Source organism: Pseudomonas sp. Pse1 (assembly GCF_024519635.1).
Classification (GTDB): Bacteria; Pseudomonadota; Gammaproteobacteria; order Pseudomonadales; family Pseudomonadaceae; genus Aquipseudomonas.
The window spans coordinates 39,906-61,081 of record NZ_JALJRO010000009.1; the positions used below are offsets into that span (position 1 = coordinate 39,906).

20 protein-coding genes are annotated in these 21,176 nt (G+C 62.3%); 3 read left to right on the plus strand and 17 right to left on the minus strand.

Annotated features, from left to right (window positions below; all coding sequences use genetic code 11):
• Position 1 precedes the first annotated feature (1 nt).
• The 13 genes from NR126_RS15130 to NR126_RS15190 are packed head-to-tail and all read right to left on the minus strand — an operon-like array spanning position 2 to position 11,979.
• Positions 2–1,162, minus strand: a complete 1,161-nt coding sequence (locus NR126_RS15130; protein WP_256830542.1) for a sodium:proton antiporter — start codon at positions 1,160–1,162, stop codon at positions 2–4.
• On the minus strand, positions 1,159–3,498 hold the full coding sequence (locus tag NR126_RS15135) for an MMPL family transporter (RefSeq protein WP_256830543.1): 2,340 nt from the start codon (positions 3,496–3,498) through the stop codon (positions 1,159–1,161). The genes NR126_RS15130 and NR126_RS15135 overlap by 4 nt, the downstream gene beginning before the upstream one ends.
• A complete protein-coding gene (locus tag NR126_RS15140) occupies positions 3,482–4,138 on the minus strand; it encodes an outer membrane lipoprotein carrier protein LolA (protein WP_105754036.1) in 657 nt (218 codons plus the stop codon). The genes NR126_RS15135 and NR126_RS15140 overlap by 17 nt, the downstream gene beginning before the upstream one ends.
• Entirely contained in the window at positions 4,132–4,560 is a 429-nt protein-coding gene (locus NR126_RS15145) for a thioesterase family protein (protein WP_027617450.1), read from the minus strand. Before NR126_RS15145 ends, NR126_RS15140 begins: the two co-directional genes overlap by 7 nt.
• The gene (gene hutH, locus NR126_RS15150) at positions 4,553–6,097 is read right to left on the minus strand and encodes a histidine ammonia-lyase (RefSeq protein ID WP_256830545.1); all 1,545 of its coding nucleotides are present in this window, start codon (positions 6,095–6,097) and stop codon (positions 4,553–4,555) included. Before hutH ends, NR126_RS15145 begins: the two co-directional genes overlap by 8 nt.
• Entirely contained in the window at positions 6,078–7,025 is a 948-nt protein-coding gene (locus NR126_RS15155; RefSeq protein ID WP_027617452.1) for a glycosyl transferase, read from the minus strand. The genes hutH and NR126_RS15155 overlap by 20 nt, the downstream gene beginning before the upstream one ends.
• A complete protein-coding gene (locus NR126_RS15160; protein ID WP_256830548.1) occupies positions 7,022–7,756 on the minus strand; it encodes a glycosyltransferase family 2 protein in 735 nt (244 codons plus the stop codon). The genes NR126_RS15155 and NR126_RS15160 overlap by 4 nt, the downstream gene beginning before the upstream one ends.
• Positions 7,749–9,431, minus strand: coding sequence for an acyl-CoA synthetase family protein (locus NR126_RS15165; RefSeq protein WP_256830550.1), 1,683 nt, complete (start codon positions 9,429–9,431; stop codon positions 7,749–7,751). Before NR126_RS15165 ends, NR126_RS15160 begins: the two co-directional genes overlap by 8 nt.
• Positions 9,428–9,973: a membrane protein gene (locus tag NR126_RS15170; protein WP_027617455.1), complete on the minus strand. Its 546-nt coding sequence runs from the start codon at positions 9,971–9,973 to the stop codon at positions 9,428–9,430. Before NR126_RS15170 ends, NR126_RS15165 begins: the two co-directional genes overlap by 4 nt.
• Positions 9,970–10,224: an acyl carrier protein gene (locus NR126_RS15175; protein ID WP_007909503.1), complete on the minus strand. Its 255-nt coding sequence runs from the start codon at positions 10,222–10,224 to the stop codon at positions 9,970–9,972. Before NR126_RS15175 ends, NR126_RS15170 begins: the two co-directional genes overlap by 4 nt.
• 9 nt (positions 10,225–10,233) lie before the next feature.
• On the minus strand, positions 10,234–10,494 hold the full coding sequence (locus tag NR126_RS15180; protein ID WP_027617456.1) for a phosphopantetheine-binding protein: 261 nt from the start codon (positions 10,492–10,494) through the stop codon (positions 10,234–10,236).
• Positions 10,475–11,284, minus strand: coding sequence for a 1-acyl-sn-glycerol-3-phosphate acyltransferase (locus tag NR126_RS15185; protein ID WP_256830552.1), 810 nt, complete (start codon positions 11,282–11,284; stop codon positions 10,475–10,477). The genes NR126_RS15180 and NR126_RS15185 overlap by 20 nt, the downstream gene beginning before the upstream one ends.
• Positions 11,260–11,979 (minus strand): beta-ketoacyl synthase chain length factor, encoded by a 720-nt coding sequence (locus NR126_RS15190; protein ID WP_027617458.1) that lies wholly within the window; start codon positions 11,977–11,979, stop codon positions 11,260–11,262. Before NR126_RS15190 ends, NR126_RS15185 begins: the two co-directional genes overlap by 25 nt.
• A gap of 356 nt (positions 11,980–12,335) precedes the next feature.
• Here NR126_RS15190 and NR126_RS15195 point away from each other — a divergent pair, with 356 nt between their 5' ends.
• Positions 12,336–13,106 carry a ParA family protein gene (locus NR126_RS15195; RefSeq protein WP_027617459.1) on the plus strand — a complete coding sequence of 257 codons (771 nt, stop codon included), beginning with the start codon at positions 12,336–12,338 and terminating at the stop codon, positions 13,104–13,106.
• 14 nt (positions 13,107–13,120) lie between these two features.
• On the opposite strand, the gene trxC is transcribed toward NR126_RS15195, so the two are convergent.
• Positions 13,121–13,555, minus strand: coding sequence for a thioredoxin TrxC (gene trxC, locus NR126_RS15200; protein WP_256830554.1), 435 nt, complete (start codon positions 13,553–13,555; stop codon positions 13,121–13,123).
• Between the two features lie 196 nt (positions 13,556–13,751).
• Here trxC and NR126_RS15205 point away from each other — a divergent pair, with 196 nt between their 5' ends.
• Together NR126_RS15205 and NR126_RS15210 are read left to right on the plus strand one after the other, a co-directional pair.
• Positions 13,752–14,048: a type II toxin-antitoxin system HigB family toxin gene (locus tag NR126_RS15205; RefSeq protein ID WP_027617461.1), complete on the plus strand. Its 297-nt coding sequence runs from the start codon at positions 13,752–13,754 to the stop codon at positions 14,046–14,048.
• Positions 14,045–14,446 (plus strand): type II toxin-antitoxin system HigA family antitoxin, encoded by a 402-nt coding sequence (locus tag NR126_RS15210; protein WP_027617462.1) that lies wholly within the window; start codon positions 14,045–14,047, stop codon positions 14,444–14,446. Before NR126_RS15205 ends, NR126_RS15210 begins: the two co-directional genes overlap by 4 nt.
• 6 nt (positions 14,447–14,452) lie before the next feature.
• On the opposite strand, the gene selO is transcribed toward NR126_RS15210, so the two are convergent.
• The 3 genes from selO to NR126_RS15225 are packed head-to-tail and all read right to left on the minus strand — an operon-like array spanning position 14,453 to position 21,091.
• Positions 14,453–15,916 (minus strand): protein adenylyltransferase SelO, encoded by a 1,464-nt coding sequence (gene selO, locus NR126_RS15215; RefSeq protein WP_256830555.1) that lies wholly within the window; start codon positions 15,914–15,916, stop codon positions 14,453–14,455.
• 48 nt (positions 15,917–15,964) lie between these two features.
• The gene (gene mscK / locus NR126_RS15220; RefSeq protein WP_256830556.1) at positions 15,965–19,315 is read right to left on the minus strand and encodes a mechanosensitive channel MscK; all 3,351 of its coding nucleotides are present in this window, start codon (positions 19,313–19,315) and stop codon (positions 15,965–15,967) included.
• Between the two features lie 33 nt (positions 19,316–19,348).
• Positions 19,349–21,091, minus strand: coding sequence for a potassium/proton antiporter (locus tag NR126_RS15225; protein WP_105754028.1), 1,743 nt, complete (start codon positions 21,089–21,091; stop codon positions 19,349–19,351).
• Positions 21,092–21,176: the final 85 nt, after the last annotated feature.

A 21,176-nucleotide genomic window follows, 5' to 3' on the forward strand; every position in this document is an offset into this window, starting at 1 on the left:
TTCAGTGAGGGACACTTGGATTCCTTGGCGCAGTGGCACTGTTCAGGGGCGCACGCTGCAGACCGAGCAGGGCCGGCAGCAGCGTCGCGGCGAGGCCCATCAGCATCAGCGCGAAGTACAACGCACCACTGATGAGCTGTTGTTGCAGCAACAGATTGAGAAAGACGATCTCGCTCAAGCCGCGAATGTTCAGCAGCACGCTTTCGCGCCAGCGGCTGGCGCCGGCGAAAGACTCTCCGGCCCAACCCAGGCCGAGCCAGTTGCCCAGTAGTTTGCTGGCAATCGGCAGCAGTAACAGGGCCACCAGTTGCAGCCAGCCAAGGCTGTCCAGCGCGTTGTGCACATTGATCTGCACAATGCCGAAGGTGAGGATCAGCGGGATCGCGATCCAGGTCTGCAGGGCGGTCATGAGGGCGGCGGGCAGGGGCGGCACGAACGGCACCTTCAGGGTCGCCATGCACAGCAGGTAACCGATGCCCACAATCAATGCGTTGAGCCGGTAGTGTTCGGCCACCACCAGCAGCGCAAAGAAACCCGCACAGTAGATCAGTGGCCTGCGCAGGCCCAGCAGGCGCAACAACAGCGGCGTGCAGCCGGCCAGCAACGGCAGCAACAGGCTGCTCAGGTGCAGACTGCCTTGGGCCAGGGCGAACAGGGTCCAGCAGGTCAGGTCGATGAGGATTGCGGTTTGTACCAGGCGCCGAGTGGCTGCCGGCGGATAGTCGATATGCCGCAGGTACAGGTACAGCACCGGAATCGCGGTAATGGCGAACAACAGCCCAACCGCCAGCGAGCTGATCCACGGCTGTGTCGGCAATAACCAGATAGCGGTAGCCAGGCCGCAGGCGAAGGGGATGACGAAACTCGGCAGGGCGATTTTCAGGCTCTGGCGATCCAGGCGCAGGTCGATCACGTCGCTGAGGATATGCCCCAGCAACAGGGCGAACGCCAGGCTGTAGAGGTTTTTCAGCCAATCCGGGGCGATCAGTTCGGCGCCGCTGAGGTGCCAGCCGGGCTCGATCCAGAAGTACATCAGCAGTGGCAGGCCGAAGGTTGCCAGCAGCAATTGGCTGACGATCGGAATCAGGCCGAAGCGCTTGCCGATACGGGTCGCCATCGCGAACAGCGCCAAAGCCATGAGCCAGAACAGGGCGATTATCATGCCGCTGGCTCCACCAGTGACGCGGCATGCGACTGGCGTCCGGCCCAGGGCGCGAGCATGAAGCTGAACATCAGGCCGAGGCTCACCGACAGGCCGAAGTTGCTCACTGCCGGGGTGCTGGAAATCGCCAGCAGGCCGAACGACAGCCAGGTGGTCAGCGCCGCCAGCAGGGTGCCCAACAGGCTCACGGCGGCGCCGCCGATCTGCTCGCGCATGAGGATCGCGTAGTCGACACTGATGGCCGTGACCAGCAACAGGCCGAACAGGCTGAACAGCGTCAGCGGTTGTCCCAGCCAGCCGAGGCTGGCCAGGCTGCACAGGGCGGCCAGCAGCGGCAGGGCGACAATCCGCGTGGCACCACCAAGCCCGAAGGGCAGGAGCAGCACCAGGACGATCAGCACGCAGGAGGCGAGCTTCAGTTCGGCGGCGCTGATCTGGGTGGCGGCAAAGACTTTGTTCAGGTCGCCAAGGCGGTCCACCAACTCCACACCGGGCATATCCAGGGCTTGCAAGCGCAGCAGCGATGAATCGTTCAGGCCTTGCAGGCTCACTGTTGCCGCCACCCCGTCGGCCGTCTGGCCCAGCCACAGCGTGCGGTAGGGTTCGGCCAGGGGGCCTTGCAGCGCGGCGTCGATGTCCTCGTCGGGGAGCGCCTGCAGGGCCATCAGTTCGCTCTGCAACGCGGCCTCCGGCACGCCGAGTTGCAGCAGCGGCTGCCAGTGCTGTGGCAGTTTGGCCAGGGCCTCGCGCAGACGTTGCTGATCGGCGGGCGTGCTGAGCAGTTGATCGAGGCTCAGGTAGCCTTCGAGCTTGTCCAGGGCGACCAGTTGCTGCAGGCGCTCGCTCAGGGCGTGTTGGCGTTCGAGCAGTTGCTGCTGGTCGGCGGCGCGCACCAGGAAGAACTGGCTGGTGGGCTTGTAGCCGGTAATCTGCGCGATAGTCCGCGCCTCGTTGGTCAGTTGCTCGGGGGTGCCGACCCATTGGCGAATGTCGTTGTGAGTGCGCAATTGCAGCAGTCCGCCGACACAGAAGGCCAATAGCAGGGCCAACAGCAGCGGGGTGCGCAGGTGCTTGAGCAGGGCTTCACGCAGATTGAGCAAGGCCTCGCAGATGCGCAGCGGCCATTGCGCCGGGCGCAACTCGACACCTTTGAGCAGTGCCGGCAACAGGCACACCGCCGATAGGTAGGCGCCAAGCAGCCCGGCGGCGGAGAACACGGCGATCTGGGTCAGGGCCGGGAAGGGCGTCCAGGCCAGCGCCAGGTAGCCAATGCAACTGGTGATCAGGCTCAGGGTCAGCCCGGGCAGGGTCAGGCGCAAGGCCGGCCAACTGCGCCAGGGTTTCAGGCTCCAGCTCTTGGACAAGTAATGCAGCGGGTAGTCAACGGCCACGCCAATCAGGCTCGACCCCAGCACCAGGGTCATCACATGCATGCGCCCGAACAGCGCCACGCAGGCCACCGCGCCGAACAGCATGCCCACCAGTACCGGAATGAATGCAAGCAGCACCCGCCAGTGACGGAACGCCAGCAACAGCAGGAGCAAAATCCCCAGAGTTGCACCGCCGCCTACCCAGGTGATTTCCCGAGTGGCTTGCTGCTGCCCGGCGGCGGCGTACAGCAGGCCGCTGGCCGCCAGCAGTTGCACATCAGATTTGGCTGCCTGCTGCCGGCTGCTTTCCAGCAGTCCGGCCACCTGCAGTGGCAGGTTCATGTCGAAGGCGTCGCCGCGGGTGCGGGCACGCAGCAGCACCCAACTCTTGCCGTCGGCATCGGCGATCAACGCGCCGCTGCCCAGGTCCAGTTGCACCGCGCCGCGCCGAGGCTGGCTGTTCTGGATGCGTCCGGTGAGACCCAGCCAGTCGTCTTGGCTGGGCACCAGGCTGAAGCTGCTAAAGGGGTCGAACAAAGCCTGCACCCGTTGCTCGATAAAGGCCTCGGGATGTTCGATCAGTTGCTCCCGATCTGCTTCTGAAAGCATTGCCAGGCGCCCGCGCAGGAGCTGTTCACGCAGGGCCGGCAGATCGGCCTGGAGGTTCCACTGGATCTTCTCGAACAGACCGCTGGCCTGCCACTGTTCGCCCAGGGTTTGCGCCATGTGGATCGCCTGGCTGCGGTCCTGGTGGCCGACCAGCACCAGCATTTCCCGATTCAGCGGCTCCTGCATGCGCTGTTCGGCGCGCAGTTCGAGGGCGTCTGGGGCAGTGCCGGGAGCCAGTTCCAGAAGGTTGGCGGACAGCGGAGCACCATCGCGCCATTGCCAGGCACCCATCGCGAGCACAGCCAGCAACAGGCTGAGGAACAGCCAGGGCAGCTTGCGCTCACTGGGCAAAGTCATGTTGCTCCGCGTCGCTCAAGGGTTGACTGTCGGTACTGTCGAGCATGCGCAGCACGGTGCTGTCGCCTTGAGCTTCCAGCAGTTCGATGCGTTGCACCAGGACACCGCCATCGATGTTGATCTGTTTGAACACCTGCTTGAGCAGCAATGAGCGCGGGACCAGGGTCAAAGTCCAGTGTTGTGCGTCGCCGTTCAAGGCCAGCTCGAAATCCCGCTGCAGACCACTGCTGTCGCCTTGCAGCACCGCAAGGAACAAACGGTTCTGTTCGGCCCCGGCACTTTTTCCGGGCAGCTGTTGCCAGGTATCGCCTTCGCGGCGGGCAATGCCTTGAGGGGTGATGCGGTAATCCTGCTGCAAGGGCGTTTTCAACAACCACAGCAAGCCATGGTCCTTGGCCAGGACGAAGTTGCCTTTGCTGGTCAACGGCTGCGGCAGGGCACGCAGGTGTTTTTCCTGGACGAAGTTACCGTGGATCACCGCCGGCTTGGCCAACTGCTCGCTCAACTGCTGCAAGTCGAAGGCCTGGGCCAAGGCGGGCATCAACAGTGCAATCACCACGCCCCCTGTCGGTGCGAGCCTGCTCGCGAAAAACTCAAGAACCCCCCGGACTAGCTGGTGCCCCATCACCGCTCTCAACATTGCAAAGCCCTCTCCACGGCATCAATCAACACCTTCGGCGACACCAACTGCATCTCCCGACTGTCCAGCGCCACCGCCACCTGCACGGTGCTGGCGCGGGTCAACCGTTCGCCTGTGCTCAGATCGCTGATCAGGTAATTGATCTTCAGTCGGTTCTCCCACTCCACGAGGCTGGCGCGCACATTGAGCTCCTGGCCGAACACCGCGCCGCGCACATAGCGCAGCTGCAGGTCGATCACCGGCCAGGCATAGCCCGCCTCCTGCATGGCCAGGTAGTTGTGGCCGAGCTGGTCGAGCAAGGCGCAGCGCGCGACTTCCAGGTATTTCACGTAATGCCCGTGCCAGACCACGTGCATGCTGTCGACGTCGAAGAACGGCACGCGGATCTGCGTGTCGCTGTGCAGCACTCCCTTGCTACGCATGCAGCCTCCAGTGTTGTTCGCCGATTCGTTGCAGGCACAGACGCAAATCGCCTTCCAAAGCGCGGTCTTCGATCACCGGCGCGAAGTCCTCGCCGAGCGCTTCGTGCATGGCGGCCAGGGCTGGCGGCAAAGGCCGGGCATCCTCGACCTGGCTGCGCAGCCAGACGCCTTGGTTGGCCGCAAGCAAAGTGGCCGCCGCGACCTGTTCGGTCAATTCCAGCACTCGCAGCGCATCGCGGGCGGCGATGGTGCCCATGCTGACTTTGTCCTGGTTGTGGCACTCGGTGGAGCGCGAGAACACACTGGCTGGCATCGTGTTTTTCAGCGCTTCGGCGGTCCAGGCGCTGGCGCCGATCTGCACCGCCTTGAAACCGTGGTTGAGCATGGCCCGCTCGGCGCTGGCGCCGGACAGGTTGCTCGGCAATCCATGGTTGTAGCGCTCGTCGACCAGCAGCGCGAGTTGTCGGTCGAGCAGGTCGGCGACGTTGGCCACGAGGTTTTTCAGGCTGTCCATGGCGAAGGCGATATGCCCGCCATAGAAGTGCCCACCGTGCAGGACGCGCTCGGCCTCGGCGTCGATGATCGGGTTGTCGTTGGCGCTGTTGAGTTCGGTCTCGATAAACGAGCGCAGCCAGTTCAGGCTGTCTGCCAACACGCCCAGCACATGGGGCGCACAACGCAGGGAATAGCGGTCCTGCAGGCGGTGCAGCGGGGCGGTAGGGGCATTGATCGCCAGGTCTGCGCGCAGCCAGGCGGCGACCTGCATTTGCCCGGGATGGGGTTTGGCGGCGAACAGGCGCTCGTCGAAATGTTCCGGGTTGCCTTGCAGAGCGACCACATTCAATGCGGTGATGCGCGTGGCCAGTTGCAGCAGGTAGTCGGCGCGGGCGAAGGCCAGGCAGGCCAGGCCGGTCATCACGGCCGTGCCGTTCATCAACGCCAGGGCTTCCTTGGGGCGCAGCACCAGCGGCGTCCAGCCCAGTTGTTGATGGACCTCGGCGGATGTACGGCGCTCGCCGCGAAACAGCACTTCACGCTCACCGGAGAGCGTCGCCGCGACGTAAGACAGGGGCGTCAGGTCGCCGCTGGCGCCCACCGAGCCTTCTTCCGGGATCAGCGGCAAAATGTCGTGTTCGAGAAACGCTTGCAGGCGCTCCAGCAGTTCCACGCGTACCCCGGAGACGCCTTGGCACAGCGACTGCAAACGCGCCGCCAGCACCGCGCGAGTGGCTGCCGGGTCAAGCAGCTTGCCCAGGCCACAGCCATGAAAGGTGTACAGATGACGGGGCAACGCCTCGACGTGATGCAGCGGCACCGCCACCACGCAGGAATCGCCGTAGCCGGTGGTCACGCCATAGATCACGCCTTCCTTGTCCAGCAGCGAATCGAGGAATCGCGCACCCTTGGCGATGCGCTCGCGGAACGCGCTGTCCGCTTGCAGGCGGGCCGGTGCCCTCTGCCGGGCCAGCGCCAGCACGTTCTCGATGCGCAAAGGGAGTTCGCCGAAGGTGATCGGCTCAAGCGTTGGCGTCGTCATCGGTCTTCCAGAAAGGGTAGAAATTGAACCACTGTTGGGGCGCTTCGAGGCAATAGTGACCCAGCCGCTCGGCGTAGCGCGAAGCCCACTGATGAATGACCTGCTCGCGCTCACTGCGTTTCCAGACCACCGCATCGGCAAAGGGTTCAAGGGTCAGTCGATAGCCGCCGGAGGGCTTTTTCAGGCACAGCAGCAGGTTCACCGGACATTTCAGCAGTCCGGCCAGCAGCCACGGGCCCTGGGGAAAGGCCGCCGGATGCCCGAGGAAGTCCACCGTCACGCTGCGCCCGCCGTGCAGCGGCACGCGGTCGCCGGCAATCGCCAGCCATTCGCCGCGCTCCAGGCGTTCGTGCAGTTGCAGCATGATCAGTGGATCGAGCTCACTGACTTGAATCAGCCGCAAATGGGTCGCCCCGGCTTCACCCAGCAGGCGGTTGAACTGTTCGGCGTGCTTGGTGTGCACCAGCACGTTCATGGTGACCCGTTCGCCGATTTCCGCCAGCGCGCGGCAGACCTCGAGATTGCCCAGGTGCGCGCCGACCAGCAGTTGCCCGCGAGCGCCACGCAGTTGAGTGCGCAGCAAGGCTGGGTCGTGGATTTCAATCTGTTCGATGCCCAACTTGCGATTCCACACGTCGAGCTTGTCGAGCATCGAATCGGCGAAGGCCATGAACTGGCCAAATACCCGCCAATGGCTGGGACGCAATTGGTCACGCCGGCTCCAGTCGGCCAGGCGTTGCTGGTATTGCCAGATGCTCTGGCGGGCATTGCGGCCGAACAGGAAAAAGTACAGCACGATGCCGTAGAGCAGCGGGCTCAGCAGGCGGCGGCCAAGGACTTTGGCGGCGACTGCGGTGAACTTCATCAGCCAGAAACTGCCGCGCTCCTTGCGGTCTGCCCAGTGCTGCTTGTCCAGCGGACGATTCATGCTCGGCACCGGCGCCAGAGGATCAGCGGCGACCGCAACAACATGCCGAAGAACAACCGGGTGTGCATGCTGGAAATCAGCACGTTGTCGTGGAACAGGCGGAAATGCGACACCCCGTCCAGCGGGTAATGCACGCGGGTTTGCAGCCACTGCATGGGCTGATTGCGCCAGGCCAGGCGCACCAGGATGTCCGAGTCGAAATCCATGCGCTTGCCAATGTTCGCCGAGGCGATCAGGGCCAGGGTCGGCGGCAGCGGGTACACGCGAAAGCCACACATCGAGTCGCGGATCTGCAGAGACAGGGTGTTGATCCATACCATCACGTGGGTCAGGTAGCGGGCGTACAGGCGGCCCTTGGGCACGCTGGCGTCGTACCGCGGATAGCCGCAGATCAGCGCGTCGGGGTGGCGCCTGGAGTGTTCGATGAATCGCTTCACGTCCTGCAGGTCGTGCTGGCCGTCGGCATCGACCTGCAAGGCGTGGCTGAAGCCCAGGCGCGAGGCTTCGCGCAGGCCGCACATGACCGCAGCGCCCTTGCCCTGATTGCTTGCGAGCCGGACCAGGAACACCCGGTCACGTTTGGCCAGGCCGTCGAGTACCCGGGCACAGGAAGGGTGACTGGCATCGTCTACCAGGATGCATGGCAAATCATTGGCCAGCAGCGTATCGACCACGGTCGCAATCGCGCCTTCGTGGTTGTAGACCGGAATCACCGCGCAGGGGTTATGCATCATCCGCCGCCTTGAGCAAAATCCGCCCGCTGGAGCAGGTGGCGGTGGCATTGCGGTAAGTGAAGTACAACTTGCTGCGCTCGGCATCGAAGCGCAGGTGCAACTGGATTTCATCGCCCGGACGTACCAGTTGCTGGAACTTCAGCACTTCCATGCCGGCGAATACGTGCGGCAGGCTCATCAATTGCTGGCCCAGATTCATCGCCCAGTCCACTTGCACCACGCCAGGCAACACCGGGGCTTGGGGGAAGTGGCCAGTGAAATAGGCGAGGTCGGGAGGGACGGCCAGTTGCAGGTTCCATTCGCCTTCGGTTTGCGACTGTTCGAGGACTTCCGGGGCCTTGGTGCGCGGCGCCAACAGCAGGGCGTCGACCTCGCGCTGGGGCAGTTTGCCCTGGGCATTCAACGGCAGTTGCCGCAGCAGGCGCCAGCGCCGAGGCAGAGCCAGGCTTTCGCAATATTGGCTGAGATGCTGGCGCAGGGCCTGAGTCAGGCCGCGGCGCCCGCCATTGCGCAGCGCGTGGAGGCCCGATTCGCTCAGGACCAGCACGGCGCCGAGAGACGCACGATTCTCCTGCACCACCCCCAAACGTGCTTCGGCGACCCAAGGGTGGGTGACCAAGGCCTGTTCCAGCATGGGTAATGAAATGCGTTTTTCTTCCAGCTTGACGATACGATCCAGCCTCCCCAGCAGCTCGAAGCGGCCGTCAGTGGTGATTCGCGCGGCATCGGCCGTGTGTTCGATGTGTCCGGCTGGCAAGTAGGGCGAGGCGATCAGCAGTGCGCCATCGCTGTCCTGGCTCAGCGTGATGCCGGCGAAGGGCTGCCACAGCGGCTGTCCCTGGCGCCAGGCGATGCCGCCGGTTTCCGAGCTGCCGAGAATTTCCGTCGGCCACTGCTGCAAGCGTTCATGCAAGCTCTGCGCGGCAGCCTCGGGCAGGGCCCCACCGGAGGAGAACACCCGGCGCACCGCACTCAAGGCCGGCCAATCGAGGTTATCGCCCATGCGTTTAAGCAGTGCCGGGCTGGCGACCCAGGCAAATGCCGGGTGGTCGAGGCTGGCGCGTTGCAGGTCTTCGGGGAAGGCCAGTTGCCGACGCACGAAGGAGCGTCCGGCGCACAGGGGCCACAACACCCGAAATAACAGGCCGTAGATGTGTTGCGTGGCGACGCTGCCGATCAGGCAGGCGTCGCCCAGGTCGGCGCCCCACAGCAGCTCCAGGGCTTCGACTTCGTTGGCCAGTTGGCGCAGGGATTTATCGATACGCTTGGGTTCGCCGGTTGAGCCGGAGGTGCACAGGCTCAACTGGCAACGGTCGAGGTCCAGTAGCGCGGGGGCCAGGGGTGAGGCTTGGCAGTCGGTCAGGCGGGCATCGCCGGGTTGGTCGGTCAGCCACAGATCGATGTCGCTGGACCAGCGTTGACGGGTTTGCGCTTGCAGGTCAGCGGGCAGCAGCACGCCGACCCCGGCCCGCCAGGCGCCAAGCAGGGCAATCGCCAGGTCGGCGGCGTCTTCCAGATGCACGGCGATGCACTGCACGCCCTGGGCCTGCAGATGGGCAGCCAGGCTCAGGGCCTGTTCGCACAACTGGGTATGGTCCAGCGCCGGACTAGTGGTCACGGTTCGGGACATTGGCATCTTGAGCAGCAATTGCTCAAGTTTGATCCACTTCATGGCTGGCCTCGTAGCCGTTGTCGAATGAGCCACTCAATGGCAAACATCAGGCCGATCAATCCGTAGGAAATCAGGCCGGTATACAGCGTCCACCAACTCAGCGGCGCCCAGAGAGTCAGCGCGGCCGCGCACAAACCGTTGCCCAGGAAAAATACGCACCAGGCCCAAGTGACCTGGCGGGTATAGACAACCGCTCGCGGCGGCAACTGCGGCTCGCGCAAGCGGGCCAGGCGTTCGACCATTGGCGGACCATATTTCAGACTAGCGGCGAACAGACCGAGCATCAGCGCGCTGATCAGTACCGGGTACCAGCGCAGCAGATCCGGGCTGTCGAACAGTGCCAGCAACAGGCAAAAGGCAATGACCGCACCGGCCATCCACAGGCTGCCTGGCTGGCGTTTACCGGCCAGGGCCTTGGCCAGCCACAGACCGCCCAGCAGCAAGGCGAACTGCCACGGGGCGAAATGCGCCATGCCGTAATACACCGCAAAGGGGTACAGCAGGCCCGCGAGCAGCAGGCCAAGGCCGATCAATTGGCTCATGCGGCCGGTTGAACCAGACGGTAGACCGCCTCGACCACATCGCCGACGGTACGCACCGACTTGAACTCTTCGGCGGCGATTTTCTTGCCGGTCTGGCGCTTGATGTGGTCAATCAGGTCGACGGCATCGATGCTGTCGATTTCCAGGTCCTGATACAGGTTGGATTCCAGGCTCACGCGCGCCGGGTCCAGTTCAAAGAGCTCGACCAGGGCATCGCGAAGGGTGTTGAAAATATCGTCACGAGTTTGCATGGTCCGGTCTCAAGCTGCCTGTTTTGCTGTGACGAACGCCGCAAGGCTCGCCACGTTGCTGAAATGATTGCGGGTGTCCTTGGCGTCGGCATCGATCTTGATACCGTACTTTTTCTGGATGGCCAGACCCAGCTCAAGCGCATCCACCGAGTCCAGGCCGAGTCCTTCGCCGAACAGCGGGTCTTGGTCATTGATGTCCTCGACAGCCATGTCTTCAAGGCCGAGGGCATCGATGATCAGTTGTTTCAAATCACGGTTCAGATCGCTCATCTGTGGCGAGCTCCTTAATGTAGTAATGGTGCAAATAGTCATTGAGCTTGCGCGAGGCCTGCGGCGCAGAGCCTGCACTGGCAAAGGCCTGCGGATCGATATCGGCGCCGACGCGGAGGCTGAAGTGCACGCGGCGGACGGGAATCCGGTACCAGGGCTCGGCTTTCGTCAACGTGCTGGGGTTGACCTTGATGATTACTGGGGTCAGGACGCTTGCACCGCGCAGCGCGATGGCCGCGCCACCGCGGTGAAACGCCGGCGGCTGGCCGGGCCGGGTGCGGGTGCCTTCGGGAAAAATGATCAGGGTTTGCCCGCTTTTCAGGGCTTCGGCTGCCGTATTGAGCATATCCATGCTGCCATCGTTGCTGATGTACTCGCTGCAGCGTAGCGGAGTGCGGGTGAAAGGATTGTCCCACAGGCTTTGCTTGACCACGCAGTTGGCGTGTCGCACCAGGCCGATGAGGAACACCACGTCGATCAGCGACGGGTGATTGGCGATGATCATTTGTCCGGGACGGCCCAGGCGCTCAGCGCCCTGGATTTCATAGGTGAGTACGCCGGTTCGGGCCATAAAGCGCACAAAGCACCAGAACAGCCAGCTGACAATCTGGCGTGCCCGTTGGCGGTGCGTCTGGGCGTCACCGGGCAGCCACCCTAGCACGGGGAAAACCACCAGGCGCAGGCACAGACCGCCCAGTCCGAACAGGGCAAAGCTCGCGGCAGTCGCCAACAGCCGCCAGTAATAGGCGTCGCGGTTTTTCTCGGTCACGGGTTGCGTTGCCAGGTCCATACACGATTTTTCCAGGCATGTTGGCAGGTAGTCTGCTGGCCGAGCAGGGTCTGCAGCAGATTCAGCGCGTGCGGCCAGTGGGCGTTGGACAACGGATCGGGTGAGCTGTTCAGGGTCAGCTGCCAGTCATTTCCGGGGGTTATCAACAGGCCAACGGCATAGGGAAAGGGCACGTCGTCGATCCACGGCGAGTAAGCTTCTGGCGGCTGGTCTTCGCTGATCACCAGCAAGACAGCCGGTGCGCCTTCGTCCAGCAGCGCCACCGCTTCGAGCATGCCGTGCTCCAGCCCATCGCCTGCGGCGGCCAGTGCGGTCATTTCGCTGGTTTCGCCACGCATGATCGACCACAGGCCAATGATTGCGTTATGCACCGAGAGGCTGAACTGCGTGGGTGACAAGGGCTGCTCGGCGGCCAGGTCGCTGAGAATCTCGAAAGTGCGCGGGGTTTCGCCGTGGCGGGAAACGAACACCAGGGGCAGCGCGTCGAGGCCCTCCGCCAGCGGCCAGCCGACGCTGAACGCCATCCGCGCCAGGCGACTCAGGCGTCGGCGTTGCATGGCAGGAAGAAAGGACACATCGGGCGCCGCATCGCTGCTCGCCAGCTTGACCGGTTGTCGGCACCAAGCCTGCCAGTCGTCCACGCTTTCGAGCCCAGGGGCCCAGGCGCGCCATTGGGCGATGCTGAATGTGATCACGTGAAATTCATCCCGCCCCTGCGGGCTTGTTTGACGCGGTGAGTCGTTTCGACTGGCGATTGACCTTGCGTGGCACGAGGGCCGAGTGTCGCGCATTATCCCGGTGCCGTTGGTGTGTAGCAAATGTTGGTTACATTTTGTTCAATGGATGATCAGCGTTCTCAAACCGCTGAGGATGGACGATTATCCACATTGCGCTGGCAAAATCTGCCCGGTACATCCGGGGGGAAATGACGAAATCACTGATTTTTCTGCAAAGAATGTAATTGACCCTGTAGTCCGTATCTCGTCGAGGTAGCTAAGCAGTGCAGTCGGCTACTACACTCGATCATTCTTTGATACACGGAGGTTTTGCAATGCGGCGCGTGGTGTTCAATCAGAAAGGTGGCGTGGGCAAATCCAGTATTGCCTGCAATCTGGCGGCGGTCAGTGCCAGCGAGGGCTATCGCACCCTGCTGGTGGATCTCGATGCCCAGGCCAACTCCACTCAATACCTCACGGGCCTGACCGGCGACGACATCCCGATGGGCATTGCCGATTTTTTCAAGCAAACCCTGTCGTCCGGGCCGTTCTCCAAGAAAAACCGGGTGGATATTTACGAAACCCCGTTCGATAACCTGCATGTGATTACTGCTACGGCGGAGCTTGCCGATCTGCAGCCCAAGCTCGAGGCTAAGCACAAGATCAATAAGCTGCGCAAACTGCTCGAAGAATTGTCGGAAGACTACGACCGGATCTACCTCGATACCCCGCCCGCCCTGAATTTTTACGCGGTTTCGGCGTTGATCGCCGCCGATCGCGTGCTGATCCCCTTTGACTGCGACAGTTTTTCCCGCCAGGCGCTATATGGCCTGATGGCGGAAATCGAAGAGTTGAAAGAGGACCATAACGAAGGCCTGCAGGTGGAAGGGATTGTGGTCAACCAGTTCCAGGCCCGCGCCAGTCTGCCTCAGCAAATGCTCGACGAGTTGATTGCCGAAGGTTTACCGGTGTTGCCGGTGTACCTGGGCAGTTCGGTGCGGATGCGCGAATCACACCAGGCCAACATGCCGTTGATCCACCTGGACCCTCGGCACAAGCTGACCCAGCAGTTTGTCGACTTGCACAATCTGCTCGAGCATTCCTGATTCGCCGCTGCGGATCAGATGCCCTGGCTGCGTAACCAGGCCAGCAACTGAGGTAATGGCATCGCCCCGCTCTGGCGCGCCACTTCGCGGCCATTTCTGAACAGGATCAGGCTGGGGATTGAACGGATGCCCAGTTGCGCCGACAACTGCTGATTGGCCTCGCTGTCGAGCTTGGCCAACCGGCATTTCCCCTGCAACTGCCCGGCCGCTTGCGCGAATATCGGCGCAAAGGACTTGCACGGCCCGCACCAGTCCGCCCACACATCCACCAGCAACGGCAGATCGCCCTTGATCTGGCTGGCGTAATCGTTCTGCTTCAAATCGAAAGGTTTGTTCAACAACACCTCGGCCTTGCAGCGCCCGCATTTGGGTTGGTCACCCAGGCGTTCAGCGGGAATGCGGTTGAGGCCGTTGCAGTGCGGGCAGGGGATGAGCAGTGGGTCGGTCATGGCAGGGGTCCAATCAAAGGCGGATATCCCCTATCTGGAGACAACGCCTGACAATTTCAATCAAGTGTCGCTGCGGTCAGTGCCTAGGCTGGTGAGAGTCCAAGCCACACCGTTGGTCAGCCTTGCACAATCGCATATTGCGATATATGTGGATTGTGATTAACTGCGACATAGCAAAGTGCGATATGGAGATTGCATGCATGTGATTACCGAGAAGCGTATTTGGGAAGCGAAGGCGCAGTGGCCTCAGTCCGCGACTGCACTGGATCAGTGGTACCGCCTGGTCAAGCGCAACAACCCTCGGGATTTCGCGCAATTGAAGGCGATGTTTCCGGCAACGGACAGAGTGGGCTCACTGCATGTGTTCGATATCGGCGGGAACAAGCTGCGCCTGATAGCCGTGGTGCACTTCAAGGCACAGCGGTTGTATATCAAGCAGGTGTTGGATCACTGTGAATATGACAAGGGACAATGGAAGGAGGAGCGTCGATGAGCGTTCTGATCAAGCAAGCTGCGGAGCACTGGCACTTCATCGCGCCACTGCTGCGCAAACCGAAGAATGAAGCAGATTACGATGTGCTGGTGACCGCCCTCGATGAGCTGCTGGAGCTGGTGGGAGAGGATGAAACCAGCCCGCTAATGAGCCTGGTGGACATCCTCAGCGACTGGATCGAAGCTTACGACCAGCAACACCGGCCAATGCCGCTGGCCAGTGGAGTGGATGCCTTGCGCTACATGATGCGCGAGCATGGCCTGAGCCAAAGCGAGCTGCCTGGCGTCGGCGCGCAGTCGGTGGTCTCGGAAATACTCAGCGGCAAGCGCCAGCTCAACCTGAGGCAGGTCCGCTGGCTGGCCGAGCGCTTCGGGGTGTCGGTGGACACCTTTATCTGACGGGTTTTACGACGAGCAACTGATTTCCAGATGCTTGCCCCATTCCGGGGGCCGTTCCGCGAAGTGGGCCATGCCGGGTTGTTCATTGAACGGGTCGCTCAATAGCTCGTGCAGGCGCCGGACTACCGAGTAATCACCGGCTTCGGCCGCGTCGATGGCCTCCTGCGCAAGGTAGTTGCGCAAGATGTACAGCGGGTTGACCGCGTGCATGCGCTGGCGGCGTTCGCTCTGGTCATCGTTGCCATCGCGGGACACGCGGGCGCAGTAGCGTTCGGCCCAGGCATCGAAACCCTTGATATCGACGAAGTCATCCCGCAGGCGGGCGACGGCCGATTCGGCGCTATGCTCGCCCAAGTGGCGGAAGAACAGGTTGTAGTCGACGCCGCTACCCTGCATCAACTGCAACAGTTGCTCGACCAGCGCCTGATCGTTGTCTTCGCCCGTGGTCAGACCCAGCCGACGGCGCATCAGGTCCAGATAGTGAACCTGGAACAGCGGCAGATACAGGCCGAGGGTTTCACGCAGCGCTTCGACGCTGATGAAGGGCGTCAAGGCTTGAGCAAGGGCGCTGAGGTTCCACTGGCCGATCGGTACCTGATTGCTGAACGAATAGCGACCCCTGTCATCGGAGTGGTTGCAGATGAAGTTGGCGTCGAAGTCATCAAGAAAGGCGAACGGGCCGAAATCGAAGGTGATGCCGAGAGTCGACATATTGTCGGTGTTCATCACCCCATGACAGAAACCATAGGCTTGCCATTTGGCGATCAGCTCGGCGTTACGTTCAACGATTTCGCGGAACATCGCCAGATAAGGTTCTGGTTGCTCCCGGCACTCGGGGAAGTGCATGGCCAGGACGTGCTCACCGAGGGCCTTCTGCTGCTCCGGCCGCTTCGTGTAGTAGAAATACTCGAAATGACCGAAGCGGATGTGGCTGGGTGCCAGGCGCAGGACCATTGCCGCTCTTTCCTGCTTTTCGCGCCACACCGGGGTATCCGAGCCGATCACGCACAACGCGCGGGTGGTCGGGATGCCCAATGCATGCAGCGCCTCGGAGGCGAGAAATTCGCGAATCGACGAGCGTAGCACCGCACGACCATCGCCCATGCGCGAGTAGGGCGTCTGCCCGGCACCCTTGAGGTGCAAATCCCAATGTTCCCCTGCCTGGTTGTAGACCTCACCGAGCAGCAGCCCGCGTCCGTCACCCAGTTGCGGATTGTAGGAGCCGAACTGGTGCCCCGAGTACACCATCGCCCGTGGCTCGGCCTCGGCCCACAGTTTGTGGCCGCCGAACAATTCGGCAAATAACGGGCTCTCGGCCACTGCCGGGTCGAGGTCGAGCAGCGCCATGGCGGCAGGGCTGGCCACCACCAAGCGTGGTTCGCTGATGGGCTCGGGCAGGACGTGGGTTGAGAACGCGTCGCCCAAGCGGGCGAAGCGGTTATCGAAGGTCAGTTCGTCGAGGGCTTTCAACGGCCATCTCCAGCAGAATGTCCGAGCATTCTGCTGGGGATTGCGTCGTTAGTCGAGTTTGGGGGCAGGCGGCTTTTGCTCGGTCGTCGCGTCGTTCGCCGGAACGATGGTTTTCGCTTCAGGCTCAATCGGCACCATTTTGTATTCCTGGCCATGCAGGTTCTTCAGGTAGACCTCCATCTGCCGGAACGAAATGTTGATGTGCTGCTTCTTGAACTCGCGGTTGATGAAGCGGTTGATTTCGTCGAGCACCGGGTTACGGTCGCCAAGGTCGCGCACATGCACCCGCAGTTCGTGGTCCAGGGTACTTTCGCCGAAGTTCAGGAAGTACACATGGGGCTCGGGCTCTTTCAACACGCGCGGGTTTTCACGAGCGGCCTTGAGCAGCAGTTCCTTGACCAGGTCGAGGTCGGAGCCGTAGTCCACGCCGAGTTTCAGGGTTACCCGGGTGACGGTGTCGGTCAGCGACCAGTTGATCAGTTGCCCGGTGATGAACGTCTTGTTCGGGACGATGATGTCCTTGCGGTCGAAGTCGGTGATGGTGGTGGCGCGGATGCGGATCTTGCTCACCGTCCCTGACAGGTTGCCGATGGTGATGGTGTCGCCGATCCGCACCGGGCGCTCGAACAGGATCATGATCCCGGAGATGAAGTTGGCGAAGATCTCCTGCATGCCGAAACCCAGGCCGACCGACAGCGCTGCTACCAGCCATTGCAGCTTGTCCCAGCTGACGCCAAGGGTGGACAGGGTCGAGACAAAGCCGACGCCGGCGATCACGTAGGTCAGCAGGGTGGTGGTGGCGTAGGCGCTGCCCTGGGCTAGGTCGAGCTTGGACAACACCAGTACTTCCAGCAGTCCGGGCAGGTTGCGCGCCAACGCCAGGGTGATGCCGATAATGATCAGCGCGCCAAGCATGTCGCCGATACTGATCGGCACCATGCTCATGTTGGCGCCGGTGCCGCTGGTGTATTCGTACAGCGTGACGTTGTCCAGATACGAGAACACGGTGATCAGGTCGGCCCAGACCCAGTACAGCGCGGCGATGAAGCCACCCAGCAGGGCCAGGCGGATCAGGCGCAGGGATTGCTCGTTGACCTTTTCGATGTCCAGGGTCGGCTCTTCGACCACCGCTTCGCCGTCGCCGGCTTCCTTGGCCGCCAGGCGCTTGGCCAGTGCGCGCTGGTAGGCCAGGCGCCGTGCCGCAACGGCCAGGCCGCGGACGAAAGTGGCCTCGATCACCAGCCAGAACATCAACAGATAAAGGGTGTTGATCAGGCGATCGCTGAGTTTCAGTGCGGTATAGAAGTAGCCGAAGCATACGGCGATGAACAGGGCCACGGGCAGGGCGGTGAACAGCACTCCGACTGCCTTGCGGAATAGCGAAGCATTGTTGTGGGCCGGGCTGTTGAGCAACAGGCGGCTGAGCAGCCAGGCCATCAGCGCATAGCAGGTCAGGACCACGGCGATGCCCAGTACGTCGTCGGCCAGCGCCGCCGGTTGCAATTCCGCCACCGAGACCACCGACACCAGGGCAAACACCACGATGCCCAGGCGACGGATCCAGCGGCGCAGGAATTCGACCTGCGCACGCTCCCAGCGGAAGTGCAATTCGGCCACGCCGCCCGGCGCGAGGATCCGGTAGGCGGTGTAGAACACCAGCCAGGCCTGGGATATCTGCAACAGCGCGGCACCGAGGTTGGCGTTCTGCCCACGGGCGTCGAACTGCAAGGCGTAGCCGCACAGCGCCAGCGCCAGGGCGACCGGCATTGCCAACAGCACGTTGATCAGGATCGCCTGCGGGGTGTGCCATTGGCTGTCACGCTTGAAGTGCCCGATGTCCTGGTGGACCTTGTTCAGTCGTGCATACAGGTATTTGCGGCGCCACAGCAGGAAGCCGATCAGCAAGGCCAGCGGGGTAAACAGCAGCGGGCGCTGGATCAGGCCGTCACTGAGTTCGCTGAGGCTGGAGATCCACGGCAAGGTGTCGATCTGTTTTGCCAGGCGCGACGGCACGCCCCGCATCCATTCCGGATCCAGCGGCTTGTTGCTGGGAATCCAGAACATCTGCTCATCCAACGTCGCTCGCAGATTCGACGCCGTGGTCAGCAGTTGTTTCTGGTTCAGTTGCAGGGTGATGGATTCGTTGAGCAACGCGCTCAGCTCGCGGTTCAAGCGCTCCAGCAGATCGGCGCGGGTGAATGCCAGATCCAGCAGGTTCTTGCGCAGCTGTGGGGTGACCTGGTCGGGAGGCTGGGAGGCCAGCAAGTTATCCACATAGGCGGTGGGATTGCTGATCAGTTCGCGCTGTTGATTGACTTCGAACTGATACAGGCGGATGTCGGCAATCTGGTCGGCGAGGTCGCGGTCCACCCGCAGGCGTGGCAGGGCCTGCTTCTGTTTGTAGAGGATCTTCGACAGCAGCAGGCTGCCCTTGAGCACGCTGATCTGTTCGTCCAGGGCCGCGTCGCTCTGGGTCACGATGTCGAGCTGCTGCTTGGTCTGCAGGTTCTGCTGGGTCAACTCATTGAGGCGGTCGGTGCTCTTGAGCAGGTAATCGGACAGCTTCAGGTTGGCGGCGCTTTCGGTGGCCAGCAAACTGCTGCCTCCGGACTTCTGCGCTTCGATCGACTGCTGGGTGACCGTCTCCTGGGATTGCGCCAGGCGCTTCTGGTTGATCAGGGTCTGCAGGTCCTGGATTTCCTGCTCCATGCGCGCAGTCCGCTCGATCAGCAGGTCGTGCTGGCTGTTGCCCAGGTCTTGCAGTTGGCTATTGCCGGCCAGTTCCTGGCGGCGCAGAGGGATCAACGCGTTGAGGGCGGCGAGTTCGGCACTGAGCTGGTCGCGCTGTTCGGCGGAGAGGGTCTTGCCGCCGTCTTTACCGGCCTTGAGGATGTTGTTGATCTGCAGGATGCGCGACTGGCTGCTGGCGATTTCGGCCTGGGCGCGCTCGGGACGGGTTTGCGCGGTGATGATCAGGCTGTTGGCGTCGGCCAAGGCTTTTTGCAGATCACTTTGTTGGGTGCTGCGATCGGTGAGCATCTGCTCCAGTTGCGGCACCGTCAGGTTGGCGTAGCGCTGTGCCACCGGCACCACTTTGGTCGCAGTGAGGCGCTCCAGCTCGCGCTGATTCTCGAGGTTCTGCTTGGGGGCAGTGCTCAGCTGTTGCTTGAGGTCGCTCAGGCGTTTTTCATAATCGTTCTTGTTCGACAGCTGGGTCAGGGTCTGTTGCAGCACGGTCTGCAGGGCTTTCTGGTCAGCCTCGGGCAGTTTGCGCGCGGCAATATTGTCCAGGCTCTTCTGGACGCTTTCGGCGGACGGTGGTTCGGCCGCTTGCAGGGTGCCAACGGAGAGACTCAGCCCCAGCAGGGCTATCGCTAGAAATGTACGCAGGGTTGGCATAGTGACCGATCAAAAGCAGGGCGAAAAAAGAGTTTAGAGGAACAACCCGGGGCCCGGGCGACTTCCTTCGGGGAATCTGACGCCCACTTTGGCAATCTTGTTCCCCTCCATGACCGCCACCGTCCAGATGGTGTTGTTCCATTCCACCTGGTCGCCGACTACCGGAGCACCGCCGACTTTCTGGGTGATGAAGCGACCCAGCGGCATGTCCGGATCGACCCCTTCGAGCTGCAGCCCGTACAGCGCGGAAACCGCGCCCAGCTGGGCGTCGCCTTCGAGCACGAAGTCGCCGAAGAAGCGCAAATCGAGGCCCCGTTGGGGGGCCTGGCTGAAGAGTTTTCCGAGGGCCGCAAGGTTGTGTTCATGGCCGATAACGCAAAGCAAATCATCGGCTTCCAGCACCGTACTACCCGACGGATGGAGCAGTTGCTGACCGCGAAACAGCGCTGCGATACGTGTGCCCTCGGGCATTTTCAGCTCGCGCAGTGCCGCACCGATGCACCATTTTTCAGCACCGAGGCGATAAACGAACAGCTCCCATTCGCTGGTCACGTGAACTTCAAGGGCGGCGCGGGAAATCGGTGCAGGCTCGGGAGGTACCGTGACCTTCAACAGCTTGGCGACCCACGGCAGGCTGGTGCCCTGCACGAGCAATGAGACCAGGACGATGAAGAATGCCAGGTTGAAATACAGCTGGGCGTTGGGCAGCCCGGCCATCAACGGGAACACCGCCAGAATGATCGGTACCGCGCCACGTAGGCCGACCCACGAAATGAACACCTTTTCCCGGCCATGGAAGGCTTTGAATGGCAGCAGTCCTACGATCACCGAGAGTGGGCGGGCAAACAGGATCATCCACAGGGCCAAGCCGAGGGCGGGCGCAGCGATGGGCAGCAAATCGTGGGGGGTGACCAGCAGGCCGAGGACCAGGAACATGCCGATCTGTGCCAGCCATGCCATGCCGTCGAGCATATGCAAAATACCGTGGCGGCTGCGCACCGGGCGGTTACCGATCACCAGGCCGCACAGATAGACCGCGAGGAAGCCGCTGCCGTGCAGGGCGTTGGTCAGGGCGAAGACGACGAGACCGCCGGCGATCACCAGGATCGGGTACAGGCCGGTGGCCAGGTTGATGCGATTGACCATCTGCAGCATCAACCAGCCACCGCCCAGGCCAATCAGTCCGCCGATACCGAATTCGCGCAGAAGATGAGTCAGCAGGCTCCAGTGCAGGCCGGTCTGGCCGCTGGCGAGCATGTCGATCAGGGTGACCGTGAGGAACACCGCCATTGGGTCGTTGCTGCCAGACTCGATTTCCAGGGTGGCGGTCACCCGCTCGTTCAGGCCTTTGCCACCGAGTAGGGAGAACACCGCCGCGGCATCGGTCGAGCCGACAATCGCGCCGATCAACAGGCCCTGGATCAGGTTCAGGTCGAACAGCCAGGCAGCAGCCATGCCAGTCAAGCCGGTGGTGATCAGTACCCCGACCGTGGCTAGCGACAACGCCGGCCACAGCGCCACGCGAAAGCTCGACACCCTCGTGCGCAGGCCGCCGTCGAGCAGGATCACAGCCAGGGCCAGGTTGCCGACCAGGTAAGCAGTGGGGTAGTTGTTGAAGATGATGCCGCCGCCGTCGACGCCGGCGGCCATGCCCACTGCCAGGATGATCACCAGAATCGGGATCCCCAGGCGCGAGGAAAGAGAACTCACCAGAATGCTCGCACCTACCAGCAACGCGCCGATCAAGAACAGGCTGTTGATGGTCGTCGCATTCAAAGGCAGTACTCCGCAAAGCAGGAAAAGACGGGCGCCAACTGCCTATGCAGCGTGCGTGCCAGCGATTCTAACCTGTTGAAATGTG